8 protein-coding genes are annotated in these 13,958 nt (G+C 38.5%); 6 read left to right on the forward strand and 2 right to left on the reverse strand.

The window, feature by feature from the left end; genetic code table 11:
- Positions 1-73 precede the first annotated feature (73 nt).
- Positions 74-1,003, reverse strand: coding sequence for an Rpn family recombination-promoting nuclease/putative transposase (locus tag BQ4443_RS12185; RefSeq protein WP_083331894.1), 930 nt, complete (start codon positions 1,001-1,003; stop codon positions 74-76).
- A gap of 274 nt (positions 1,004-1,277) precedes the next feature.
- Positions 1,278-6,914: an excinuclease ABC subunit UvrA gene (gene uvrA, locus BQ4443_RS07250; RefSeq protein WP_071058485.1), complete on the reverse strand. Its 5,637-nt coding sequence runs from the start codon at positions 6,912-6,914 to the stop codon at positions 1,278-1,280.
- 212 nt (positions 6,915-7,126) lie between these two features.
- Here uvrA and BQ4443_RS07255 point away from each other — a divergent pair, with 212 nt between their 5' ends.
- Genes BQ4443_RS07255 through BQ4443_RS07280 form a run of 6 tightly spaced genes read left to right on the forward strand, consistent with a single transcriptional unit; the run spans position 7,127 to position 13,929 of the window.
- Complete coding sequence (locus tag BQ4443_RS07255; protein WP_083331895.1) at positions 7,127-9,274, forward strand: TonB-dependent siderophore receptor; 2,148 nt, start codon at positions 7,127-7,129, stop codon at positions 9,272-9,274.
- 3 nt (positions 9,275-9,277) lie between these two features.
- Positions 9,278-10,318 (forward strand): ABC transporter substrate-binding protein, encoded by a 1,041-nt coding sequence (locus BQ4443_RS07260; protein ID WP_023950985.1) that lies wholly within the window; start codon positions 9,278-9,280, stop codon positions 10,316-10,318.
- Positions 10,319-10,336: 18 nt separating this feature from the next.
- Positions 10,337-11,329 (forward strand): FecCD family ABC transporter permease, encoded by a 993-nt coding sequence (locus tag BQ4443_RS07265; RefSeq protein ID WP_023950986.1) that lies wholly within the window; start codon positions 10,337-10,339, stop codon positions 11,327-11,329.
- Complete coding sequence (locus BQ4443_RS07270) at positions 11,329-12,339, forward strand: FecCD family ABC transporter permease (RefSeq protein ID WP_023950988.1); 1,011 nt, start codon at positions 11,329-11,331, stop codon at positions 12,337-12,339. Before BQ4443_RS07265 ends, BQ4443_RS07270 begins: the two co-directional genes overlap by 1 nt.
- Positions 12,330-13,154: a siderophore ferric iron reductase gene (locus BQ4443_RS07275; RefSeq protein ID WP_071058486.1), complete on the forward strand. Its 825-nt coding sequence runs from the start codon at positions 12,330-12,332 to the stop codon at positions 13,152-13,154. The genes BQ4443_RS07270 and BQ4443_RS07275 overlap by 10 nt, the downstream gene beginning before the upstream one ends.
- Positions 13,141-13,929 (forward strand): ABC transporter ATP-binding protein, encoded by a 789-nt coding sequence (locus tag BQ4443_RS07280; protein WP_023951565.1) that lies wholly within the window; start codon positions 13,141-13,143, stop codon positions 13,927-13,929. The genes BQ4443_RS07275 and BQ4443_RS07280 overlap by 14 nt, the downstream gene beginning before the upstream one ends.
- Positions 13,930-13,958 lie beyond the last annotated feature (29 nt).

Here is a 13,958-nt window from a genome sequence, read left to right on the forward strand (position 1 = left end):
TGATTGATTTTGTTAGCTAGTGTTTAGTGACTTTTTAACGTTACTAAACACTAGTTCTCTGGTGAGTGAGTGTTTATAGCTTATCAATAATTTCTAGGGGTAAGCCAGTGACATCGTGGATAAGAGCAATATCTGTACCACGGGCTTTTAGTTTTTTAGCGGTAGAGATCATAGCCTCATGCGAACCTTCTTCTCTGCCTAGTGCTAAGCCTTCTTCTTTCCCAATATTAATCCCTTCCTGAATCCCTTTTTCTTTGCCTTCATTATATTTAACATCAAGGGAAATCATATGATTCCAATGGTATTTATTCTGGCGAATAAAGTCCTCCACTTGTTGAGCAGTCATGTTGGCGACATTGGCTTTGCGAAAGATTTCTCTAAAGGTATCGTCAGTAATAAATTGATGTGGCATGGTTTTCATCTCTCCAAGGAATTTAATGAAATATAGCCAAGTGTGTAGGCGACTGTTCTGATAGTCTAGCGTATTTTTCTGGATTTTGGGTAGTTCCAGAAAAATTAAGTTGAGTTTATGACTAATTGGGTGATGGGTCTCGGTATCGATGAGGGAAGCATGGGTAAAAAAGGGTTCTTTAGGAAACTGAATAAAATTAATAAAGGAGATGACGTAGACGGGATCAAAAGGGTGATGCCAATTCTCACCGACTTTGATTTGTTTATTTAAGGCAGTGACGGCATAGGCTAAGGTACGATCAATATAGTGGGGGTGGTCGATATTCTGCACTTCGATAATGAGGTGAGTGTTATCAGAGGTGGTGCAGTAGATATCGAAGATGACGTTGCGGTTATCGAGGGATTCGCCGATTTGTTCGGTGTTGTTGAGGTGCAGATCAATAATCGGGGGTTCTTTATCGGCGAGGATGGTGTTGAGAAGGTCGATGAGGAGGTGCTTATGGTCGAGCTGACCGAACATCCATTTAAAGACCCAGTCTTGGGTGAGGTCAAGGTGGGTAAAGGGGAGAGAAGGTTTTTTTCGAGAGGTCATGATGAAATCCTACTAGGTTTAGTGAGAAAGATTTCATGCTAAAGGGAGCGGTTGTGATGTTCTATTGGACAAAACTATTCTGTCATACTAGACAAATAGGTAGAGTTGTGATTTTAAGACCGTAGAATATATCGCTTCAATTGATTTTATTTTTTCAAACAGTTAATGTTTCGCGTTTATATTTATTGAGTGTAGTTATAAATCTTCACCAACTGAAAATCCCTACCCAGTGAACAACTCATCTATTGGTAGGGAGATACTTTCGTGGTGTAAGTTATCGTTTCATAAACTCAGCCAATACAGCACCTGTATGTGATCGTTTCTTGAGTTTTATTAAATCTTCTGGACTTCCGCTAGCAACGAGTTCGCCACCATTGGTTCCACCTTCTGGCCCCATATCTAAAATCCAGTCAGCTTCAGCCATAATATCTAAGTTATGCTCAATTACAACAACGGTATTTCCTGCGTCTACTAAACGATGTAAAACGTGGATAAGTTTTTCAACATCAGCCATAGATAACCCAACAGTCGGTTCATCTAATACATATAAGGTATGAGCTCGTTTGGATACACGCCCTGTTTTGATAACTCCCTCATCTAAACGAGCTTTGACCAGTTCAGAGACTAGTTTGATGCGTTGTGCTTCCCCTCCTGATAAAGTAGGAGAAGCTTGTCCTAAGGTTAAATAACCAAGTCCTACATCTTGCATTAGTTGTAAGGCTCGTAATACTTTTGGATGGGCTTCAAAATACGGAATAGCATCGTCAATTTCCATACGTAACACATCACCAATAGAGTGTTCACGTAACCGTACGCTTAATGTTTCAGGGTTAAAGCGATTACCATTACATGCTTCACAAGGAACTTTAATATCTGGTAAGAAACTCATTTCCACCGTCCGCATACCTTGCCCCTCGCAAATAGGACAACGTCCTGCGCTCGTATTAAAGGAAAAACGTGAGGCAGTCCAACCTCGCATTTTAGCTTCTTTTGTCTGTGCAAATTGCTGGCGAATATCATCCCAGAAACCAATATATGTTGCTGGGCATGAACGTGGTGTTTTACCAATCGGCGTTTGATCTACTTCTAACACACGGTCAAGTGTTTCCCAGCCCTCAATTGTCTTACAACCGTGCCAGAGAGGTTTTTCTCCTGACTGCCCAACTACATTTTTTAGGTTACTGAGAAGAACGTCTCGTGCCAAGCTAGATTTTCCTGAACCTGATACCCCTGTAATCACGTTGAGTTTGCCGAGAGGAAGCTTTGCTTGAACATTTTTTAAATTATGTAAATTCGCTCCCGAAATACTTATCCACTCTTGGTTTTTATCCATTAACCTCCTAGATTTCATCGGGTGTTGAATAGGTTGAGCTAAGAATTTACCTGTCAATGATTGCGGATTATTAATAATATCTTCATAGCTACCTTCTGCTACGACAGTACCACCACGAACGCCTGCGCCTGGTCCAATATCAATAATGTGCTCTGCTTTGCGAATGGTATCTTCATCATGTTCAACAACGACTAATGTATTGCCATTACCTTCCAGTTTGCTCAGTGCATTGAGCAAAATTCTATTATCACGAGGATGTAAACCTATTGTTGGTTCGTCTAGAATATAACAAACACCTTGTAGATTAGAGCCTAACTGGGCTGCCAATCGTATCCGTTGTGCCTCACCACCAGATAAGGTAGGAGAGGAACGATCTAGGGTTAGATAAGATAGTCCAACAGATTGCATGAAATTTAAACGATTATTGATTTCTACCAAAATATCTCGAGCAATTTCTTTTTCGCGTTTATCTAATTTTAGTCCTGCAAAAAAATGTTGAGCTTCTTCAACAGACATGGCACTAATCTCAGTGATGGAGTGATTTTGCCATTGCACAGCTCGTGCGACGGGATTTAGTCGCGTGCCTTCACAGGAATGACAGAGTGCTAAATATTGCCCATCCTCTTCATTGGCTTGCCAAACGCTTTCTTCACCTGTTTGTTCGGCATCAAACCCATCAATCGCTAAACCCGTACCAAAACAGCTAGGGCACCAGCCATGTTTCGAATTATAAGAAAATAGACGAGGATCTGGTTCAGGATAACTTGTGTGGCAACTTGGACAAACACGTTTGCTTGAAAAATAACGTTGCTCTGCCTGTTGTTGTTCAAGTGGTAATTTTTTTTGTAAGTTATGCAAAATACTCATCACCCCTTGACCATGTTGTAGGCTAAGGCTAATGCCTTCCATTAAGGTTTTTTCATTGTTGTTGGTGACAGTGATATCTAAGACAGGTAACTCAATCGTATGCTCTTTATAACGGTCTAGACGAGGCCAAGGATTTACAGGAGTAAATTCCCCATCTACTCTTAATTGTGTATACCCTGCTTTTTCTGCCCATTTAGCTAAATCCGTGTAGTAACCTTTACGAGCAGTCACTAAAGGGGCTAAGAGGGCGATACGCTCTCCTTTATACTCATTAAGTATTTGTGCCAAAATTTGTTCTTTACTAAAAGGCACTACGGGGATATGGCAACAAGGACAATATTGTGTCCCTAGTTTGACATACAATAAACGAAGAAAATGATGTATCTCCGTCATCGTTCCCACAGTTGATTTACGTCCACCACGACTGGTTCTTTGTTCGATAGCCACTGTTGGAGGGATGCCATAAATGGCATCAACATCAGGTTTACCAGCAGGTTGTACTACAGCACGGGCATAGGCATTTAGGGATTCTAAGTATCGGCGTTGTCCTTCATTAAATAAAATATCAAAAGCAAGTGTTGATTTACCTGACCCAGATACGCCCGTGATAACACTAAATTTATTATGTGGAATATTGACAGAAATATTTTTTAGGTTATGTTCCCGTGCATTTAAGATTTCTATTTGTGAGGGTTGATTGTGCTGAATTTGATAGCTGGCTTGTGTATCTAGCAAAGAGTTTTCAGAGGAAATAATGATGCTAGTATCATATTCTTTTAAGGCTTGTCCTGTTAATGATTGTGTATGTTGTTTAATCATTTCCGGCGAGCCTTGAGCCACGATATCACCACCGTTAAATCCTCCCTCTGGACCTAGATCAATAATCCAATCAGATGATTTAATCACATCAAGATTATGCTCAATAATAATTAAGGAGTGTCCTGCTTCTAATAGCTTACGGAACGCTTTCATCAACCGAGCCACATCGTCAAAATGTAGTCCAGTAGTAGGTTCATCAAATAAGAAAAGATTCCCTTTGTAGGCAAGTGATTTTGCTTTGGCACCTAATTTAGCTGAGGCGACAAGGTGTCCAGCGAGTTTTAACCGTTGTGCTTCACCGCCAGAGAGTGTTGGGACTGGTTGACCTAAGCTCACATATTCTAAGCCAACATCAACCAATGGCTGTAAACTGACTTTAATATCTTTTAAGCCTTTAAAAAAGTGCAGTGCTTCACTAACCGTCATAGCTAATACTTCATCAATAGAGGCAGACTGCCCTAAATGCTCGACACGAACTTCTAATATTTCAGGTCTAAAACGTTTGCCGTCACAATCAGGACAACGTAAATAAACATCTGATAAGAATTGCATCTCTACGTGTTCAAAACCGGTTCCTCCACAAGTGGGGCAGCGACCATCACCACTATTAAAACTAAATGTTCCTGCGGTGTAACCACGCTCTCTAGCGAGTGGTGCTTGTGCAAAAATCTTACGGATAGCATCAAAAGCTCCCACATAACTAGCAGGATTGGATCGTGCTGTTTTACCAATCGGTGTTTGATCGACCATAATCACTTCAGCAACTTGCTCTGCGCCTAGCAATGCCTCGTAGGCACCGGGTGTTTCTGTAGGCTTATTAAAGTGTTTGAGTAATGCAGGATAGAGTACATCTTGAATTAAGGTGGATTTACCTGATCCTGAAACGCCAGTTAGACAAACGAGCCTATTTAAGGGAAATTCGACATCAATATTTTTAAGATTATGTTCACGTGCACCTTTGAGAAGTAGCCTTGGTGTATTTGGGCTGACTTTCATCGGTAATGGAGGCTCAACACGTAAACGTCCTCCTAAGTATTGTCCAGTTAAGGTATTAGCATGGCGTAATTGTTCAGGGGTTCCATCAAATACAATCTCTCCACCACGCTCACCAGGACCAGGCCCTATATCAAGAATACGATCAGCGGCTACCATCACTTGAGGGTCATGCTCTACGACGACTAATGTGTTACCTGCTTGACGCAACCGTTGCATGACTTGCACAATTTTTCCCATATCATGAGGGTGCAAGCCGATTGATGGTTCATCAAGTACAAATAAGGTATTGGTCAGTGAAGTTCCTAAGGCAGTCGTCAAATTAATACGTTGAATTTCTCCACCAGATAGCGTACGACTTTGTCTATCAAGGCTTAAATAAGACAACCCCACGTCATTAAGATAATTTAAACGCGTGTTGATTTCAGTCAGAACAAGTTCAATGGTCGAGTCTTCTTTAAAATCTTCCTCAATAAAAAATTGTTTGACATCCGATAGAGGGAGACGCATCAAATCATGAATACATAAGCCCGGTAAATGGTTTAATTGTTGTTCAGACCATGCTGTACCGACAGGCATAAAGCGTTGATAGTGAGGGAAACGCTCAGACGTAGAAGTGCCTATACGCCATAAATTAGCATCAGGTTTTAAGCGTGAACCATGGCAGGTTTCGCAAGGGCGGTAGCTACGGTATTTAGATAGCATGACCCGAATATGCATTTTGTAGGATTTACTTTCTAAATAATCAAAAAAGCGAGCGGCACCATACCATTTAGTCTTCCAATTTTGGCTATTATCTTTGAAATCTGAATCGCCTTGAATCACCCATTGACGTTCGCCGTCAGATAATGCTTTCCATGGGATATCGGTACGAACCCCTTCTTTTTTTGCGTATTTTATTAATTCTTCTTGGCATTCGGCATAGGTAGGTGTTTGCCACGGTTTAATTGCTCCTTCAGCAAGGGTTTTATTTTCATCAGGTACGACTAAACCGTAGTCGATGCCCATAGTACGTCCAAAGCCACGGCACGCTTCACAAGCCCCTAAGGGAGAGTTAAATGAGAATGTGCTAGGTAATACTTGTGAATAGCTGATGTCACAGTTAGCACAGTGTAAATGCTGGCTAAAATTCCATTGATAGGCATTTTCCCCTTCATCATTGAGTGCATAGACACGTAAATGTCCTTGTCCATAGTTGAATGCCGCTTCAATTGCCTCAGAAACGCGTTCTTTTTCTGCCTTGCTAAAACGGAAACGATCTTGGATAACAAATAATTCACGATAGCTTTCTGTCTCTTTAGGTGATTTAGCGAATTTTTTTGTTTTTGAACTAGATGTGTTGATTTGCTCATCATGAATGCGAGTGTACCCTTGCTGTTCTAAAAAGCCTTTGACTTCTTCCTCTGTATAGTTACTCGGTACACGAACAGCAAATGTGAGTACAAGGCGTGGATCATTAGCAGCTTGGCTAAATAGACCTAATTGTTTGTATACTGAGCCAACATAATCTTTTTTTACTTCATTGCCACATTGACGGCAGTAGAGCTTTGCGATACGGGCGAACAATAGTTTCAAATGATCGTTTAGTTCTGTCATCGTGCCAACTGAACTACGAGAGTTACGGACTGGATTGGTTTGATCAATGGCAATTGCCGGTAGAATCCCCTCAATCGCATCGACTTGAGGCTTATCCATACGATCCAAGAATTGACGAGCATAGGGTGAAAAGGTTTCTACATATTTACGCTGTCCTTCTGCATATAAGGTATCAAAAGCAAGAGAGCTTTTCCCTGAACCAGAAACACCTGTTAATACGGTGATTTCGCCCGTATTAAAAGAAACATTAAGATTTTTAAGACTATTTTGTTTGGCACCGAAAATGCGAATTTGAGAAGACATAACGCTATGAAGAAAAATCAATAATAGGTAAATTGTAAAACGATTACTAGCTGAAAAGGCTGTGGTTTAGATAAAACATTTACTTTTTAATAAAGTCTTTAAAAATCAATATATTTCCTGTTTTTATGAAAAAAATTACCAAAAATGATATTTAAATAAGAATTATTCTTATTTAAAATACGAATAAATATTTATGAGAGGAATATTTTAGAATGAAAATAACGTTTAAACAGCCTTTTATTTTGTTGGTTATGTTAGCAAATCCTTTATTAGTGTATGCTGATACAACAGATGAGGAAGTCGTAAAACTAGATACTATCTCAGCAACAACGCTTAATAATGATGATTTAGTAGGCCAAACATTTGGCTATACAACGAATAGTTCCAATATTGCGACAAGAACAAAATTGCCATTACTTTATACGGGTCAGGCGGTATCTGTTGTGACACGTCAACAGATAGAGGATCAGCGACTAGAAAGTCTATCAGAAGCACTTAATTATTCTGCAGGTGCATTTAGTGGTTTAGTTGGTGCCGCTCGTCGCTATGATTATGTTGCTATCCGTGGCTTTAATGAAAATATGACAGATAATGTATTGATTGATGGGCAACGTTTGTTGAGTGATTCAAATACATATAGTTCTATGCAAATAGATCCTTATTTTATTGAAAGAATTGATTTGATTAAAGGACCCGTTTCTTCTTCTTATGGGCGCGCAACTCCAGGCGGTTTAGTTGCAGCAACAACTAAACGCCCTTTGCATGAGGCTTATCATGAAATTAATGTATTTGGAGGCAATCGAGATCAACATGGAATGAGTTTTGATTTAACAGATACCTTTGATAAATCAAAGAATATATCGTATCGTTTGACAGGATTATTGAAAAAATCGCATTCACAAAATGATGATCATAGAAGTAATCGATATGCCATTTCTCCTTCACTCAGCTGGAATATTTCACCATCAACTAATCTATTATTACAAGCCTATTTCCAAAATGATCCTAGAGCTGGTTATCATGGTGGATTGCCTGCTGAGGGGACTATCAATTCATATAATGGGTTTAAATTCTCCCGTAGCTTTTCTGATGCAGAGCCTAGCGATCAATTCCATCGCCGTCAACAAATTTTCAGTACACAGCTGACTCATATGTTTGCACCAGATTGGATTTTTGCATCTAAGATTCGTTTTGCCGATGTTCATACATATAGTAAACAAACATGGCAGTTAGGTTGGGCGGATACATCATTTGATTTATATCGTGCTGGAGGAGAAACCACAGAACACTTGAAATCATGGTCATTGGATAATTCAATTACAGGCAAATTTAAAACAGGTTCACTACAGCATGAAGTCGTGATAGGTAGTGATTATCAACACCGTAAGACGGAGTCTGATGCAGCTTATAATTATTCAAGTATTCCTATGTTGAATGTGCTTAATCCACGTTATGGGATGAATGTAGGATATACAGATTATCCTAGTTATCAAACACTACGATTACGCCAGTTAGGCTTTTATGTAAGAGAGAATATGCAGTTCGGTCAGTGGTTTGCAAGTATTGGTTTGCGTCATGATCGTGTATCAACGTCCATTACTAATAGAGTAACTGGTTTAAGAGGATCAGAGTATGATGGCGGTAAAACGACATGGAATGCGTCATTACTTTATGCCTTTGAAAATGGTATCTCTCCTTATATTAACTATAGCACTGGATTTAATCCGAACACATATAGTGATATTAATGGCAAATTATTACAACCTACTGAAAGTGCACAATGGGAAGCGGGTATTAAATATCAACCAGAGGGTTCTAATAGTTTGTATACCTTGTCATTCTATGATTTACGTCAAAAAAACGTTGCTAATCGAGTGGTCAATGGTAACTACTATATACCTAGTGGACAAGTTAATTCTAAAGGTATTGAGTTCGAAGCCAAGATTGATGTAACGGAAAAATGGTTTGTTCAAACAGCTATTGCGTATAACCAGACTAAATTTAAACACTCAACCATCGGTCTGGATGGAAAAACACCTTACCAATCGCCAAAACTAACAGCAGCATTGTGGAGTAATTACAACTTTGATAATGGCTTATCTATAAATGGAGGTGTACGTCATGTCAGCGGCGTGTGGGCAGATTATGCTAATACGCTTAAGGTGCCTCCTGTAACGCTAGTGGATATTGGGGTGAAATATGATTTAGGAAGTTTAAATAGCCAACTAAAAGGTTTGCAAACAAGTATTAGCATCAATAACTTATTCGATAAAAAATATGTCTCATCTTGCGCAGGTTTGAATTATTGCTATTATGGAGAAGGGCGCAATATCCTAGCGAATATCGCCTATAAGTGGTAAATTATGGGCATTAGTAGACGGCAATTTGTCTCAATTTTAAGCCTATATGGGGTGGCCTCTTTCACTGGGTGCTCACCCCAACCATCAGCTGTATCTCCTCTGATTAGGTATACTCAGCAGAATAAGAAATTTCCTGTAGAGATTCGACATGCGTTTGGGTATACATCTGTTAATACATTACCTCAACGGATTGTTACGATAGGGTCAGGAGCTGATGAGATTTGTTTGAGCTTAGGTGTAATGCCTGTTGGTATTTCTACAACTTATTGGGGAACTGATTCAAAAGGTTATCTACCTTGGATGGTGGAATATACAGAACAAAATCAGCTAAGTTTGCCACCTGTTATCCCTTTATTTCCAGAAATAGATGTAGAAAAAATTATTGAGCTAGAGCCTGATCTTATCTTAGCCCCACAATCCGATATATCAAGAGCTTTGTATCGACAATTAAGTAGTTTTGTCAATGTTATCCCGTTTCCAGAAAAACCTTGGCTGACACCTATTAATCAACAAATTGAAATTATTTCGGCGGCATTAGGTCAATATGATCAAGGGTTGCAACTTATTGAGGATCAGAAACAGCAAAGTGCCCTGTTTAAAGAACATCATCCACAGCTTGCTCAAAAAACATTTGTTTTTATTTATACAGATCAAAATTCTCCTCATCTTTGGTGTTATTCAAGAGGAGATCAACGTATAGATTTTCTTGAAAGTTTAGGACTAACTCTATTGCCAATAGTGGCGAACATGCCGACTCATGCAGGAGCTGCTGCCGTGAATATTGGCATTGAAAATGTGGACTTGTTAAATCAAGCAGATATAGTGATTGCTAGTTTTCCTAGCTTAGAGAGTCAAGAAATAATGCAACGACATCCTTTGTTTTCAACACTTCACGCCATGAAAACAGGAGGATATTTAGGGATACATGATCCAAGTGTCATAATGGCGATGCTATGTGGTTCTCCAATAAGTAGACCGTGGTTATTGAAGAGGTTATTGCCTTTATTGTTAACCATAGAGCAGAATTTAGCCGTATCGCATTAAGAGGAGATTATTATAGTAGTGAAACATTTGACCAAAACTAAGATAGTCTTATTTAGTTTATTTATCATCATTGCTTTATTTTTGAGTGGCATTTTATTTGGTTCAAAAATGATGACAATTGAGCATCTATGGCAGGTTTTCTCTAAGCACATCACCTCTATTGATAAAGATTATTATAGAACTATTTTTCAGATGAGATTGGTGCGTAGTATAGCCGTTATGCTCTGTGGCGCTGCGCTTGGCGTATCAGCAGCGTTATTACAAGGATTGACGAAGAACTATTTAGCCGATAGTGGCTTATTGGGCATTAATGCGGGAGCGGCTGCTGCTGTTGTTAGTACAGTATTTATTCCATGGTTACAGATTGATTTTTTCTGGGTAGCACTATTAGGGTCAACAACGGTAGCGGCATTTGTCAGTTTAATTGGGTTACATGGTAATGATGAAAATTATTCTCGGTTAATCTTAATTGGTACGGCTATCTCTGTAAGCTTATTCGCTTATGTACAGACTGTGACACAAGTTAATATAGCTATGATGGATAAATATCGCTTTTGGATAAGTGGGACATTTACCAATGTGACTTTTTCAGAGATAGTGCATATATTACCAGTATGGTTATTGGGTATGTTAGTGGCGATGGGGTTGGGTAAGAGCATTAATGTGTTGAGTTTAGGAAAAACATCAGCACAGTCATTAGGGGCAAGAATATTATTTATTCAAATTATTACTCTATTAGTAGCATCTAGCTTATCAGCAGTAACAGTGGTATTAGCAGGACCAATTGCTTTTGTTGGGCTTGGAGCGATCCATATTTCTCGTTATCTCTGCGGGATGAATTATCAACAATTATTACCTGTGTCAGCGGTTGTTGGTGCGTGCTTATTATTGGGTACTGATATCTTGGCTCGTATTGTTATTGCCCCATCAGAAATTGCGACAGGGATTATGGCTTCTTTGCTAGGTGCACCATTACTGTATGTTTTAGTTTGTCTAGGAAAACAAAAATAATGGTGAATTTAATGCTACTGCCTGTATCAAGAGCGCGATACTATAATCTTGTTTTAGTGCTGATAATGATTCCTTTGGTTTTATTATCGATGACTATTGGACGAAGTCAGAATTTATTACCCTTATTGTCCGAGTTAATACAAGGAAATGCTACTGGCATTTCTACATGGTTATTTGAACAATTATGGCTGCCAAGAACATTGGTTGCTATAGGTGTTGGTATCGCTTTGTCATTAGCGGGTGCTATTTTTCAGACTCTTACTCGAAATCCTTTGGGTAGTCCCGATATGATAGGTGTTAATACCGGTGCTTCTTTAGGACTTGCGGCGGTTACTATCATATGGCCTCGTTTAGTCTCTGAAAGTATTGGGGCGTTATTCGGTGCTTTAATAATCGTTTTTTTAGCTATCTTAGCTAAGGGGCGTCGCCAGTTTTCGAGTGTGCAAATCATTGTAGCCGGACTTGCTTTAAATGCAATGGCACTGGCTTTAATACAGTTTGTTATTATCGGAATTAGACCAGAAGCGGCAACACAGCTAACAGCATGGATGAGTGGTAGTCTGTCTCAACGGGATTGGTCTGATGTGATAACTATCTGGATGGCTTTGCCATTATTACTGTCAGCACTAGTTGTTTTTTATCGACCGCTTAATTTACTAAATATAAGTCCTATGATGGCTACTACTTTAGGTGTTAATGTTCCTTTAGTCTCGTTAAAAATACTATTATTGGGAACTTTATTTGCTGTTGTAGCTGTTGTGGCGGCAGGGCCAATCGCATTTATTTCTCTTATATCACCACATATTGTGAAACGTATGATTAAGAGTAATCGTTTTTTGATTATGCCTACTGCTTTAACTGGTGTTATCCTCGTCCTAATAGCAGACTTAATTTCAAGACTATTGCCTTATGATGCATTCTTACCAGTCGGTATTATTACGTCATTTATTGGGGGTATTTATCTCTGTGTTTTGCTTATTGTTGAGTGGAAAAAATCATTATGCAATTAAATTCATTATTAGATAATAAACATACCCATGATTTAGTCACGGATAGCCTTCATGTACTTGAACATATAGTAGAGGAGATATATCAATTAGCACCATTTTTACATGGTGAAGTTGATTGTGGACAAGCTTATATTACGCGAGTTTCTAAACAAGAAATGAATAAGCTAGTTGAAAAAATTAATGAACTCTATCAAGCAATATCTAAACAACATCCTGAATCAGGTTCGATTCATTGGACCTGTCGAACGTGGAATTTATTAATTTGGCAAGCGATTTATGTTGTTGTTGGGGTTGCACAATCTGCAAGCATTGTTCCTAGCTTAGAAAACTTTGGTTTGCATATTAAAGAGTATGAAGTGAAAGGGTATAGCTTTTCTAATCAGCCTCTGTTTACAGCTGATCAGGATGAGGTAATTGCGTTTGCTGGAAAACAAATTCAACAATTTATTCATGTACTCTATGAAGCGTTTAATCAACAGTATGTGTTCAAAAGAAAGCTAGCAGATAAGTTATGTGCTGATTGTTTAAATGCAGCATTACATTATCATAATTCTTTAGTAACTAGATATCATCAAGAAGAGATAGAAACGTTAGCATATAAATGGTTAAGCGCATGTCAGTTGCCTATTCAAGCTAGCACAATAACATTGCCAGCATTGAATAAATTGACTCAATTGAGTTTTGGATTTAATAGGCAAACTTGCTGTCAGGAATTTAGAATTGAAAAAGGTATTTTATGTGATAATTGCCCAAAAAGAACAGTTACTCAAAGAATACAATGCATGATAGAGGGGGTAGAGTATGTTAAAAGCTAAGAAAATTACCCTGGCATACCAACAAAAAGAAATTTTTTCAAATTTAACTTTAGACATACCTAGTGAGAAAATAACAGTTTTGATTGGATCAAATGGTTGCGGTAAATCAACATTATTAAAAGCATTTGCGCGTCAATTATTACCTACTCACGGCGAAATCTTATTAGGGCAAAAAAATATTTATAAATCGTCACCAAAAGATATGGCTAAGGTTTTAGCGTTGTTATCCCAAAATCAAGCCATACTAGAAGGGCTGACAGTCAAACAATTAGTTAGATATGGTCGTTATCCATACCATCATTTATTTTCAAAATGGAGTCATCTTGATGAAGAGTGTGTCCAAAAAGCATTGCACTTGACAGGAAGTGATGTTTTTGTTGATCAACCCCTAGATTCATTATCTGGAGGACAACGACAAAGAGCATGGATTGCCATGACATTAGCACAAGATACACCTTATATATTTTTAGATGAACCTACTACCTATTTAGATTTACCTTATCAACTAGATATTTTGGAGTTATTACGTAAATTAAATAAAGAGGAAAAGAAAACAATTGTCATGGTATTGCATGATGTAAATTTAGCAGCACGGTTTGCCGATTATATGATAGCGATTAAAAATCATGCTATTGCGTATACAGGTACTCCTCAAGAAATAATGACAGAAGAGAAAATTTATGACCTATTTCAGTTGAAAAATAAGGTTATTCAAGACCCATACCATGGGATACCTATGTGTATTCCTTTGTCATTCCATGAGAATGCAGCGTAGAGGACGAATGTTAAGAGCAATATACTTGC

It is taken from the genome of Pelistega sp. MC2 (assembly GCF_900099475.1).
GTDB classification, from domain to species: Bacteria; Pseudomonadota; Gammaproteobacteria; order Burkholderiales; family Burkholderiaceae_B; genus Taylorella; species Taylorella indica.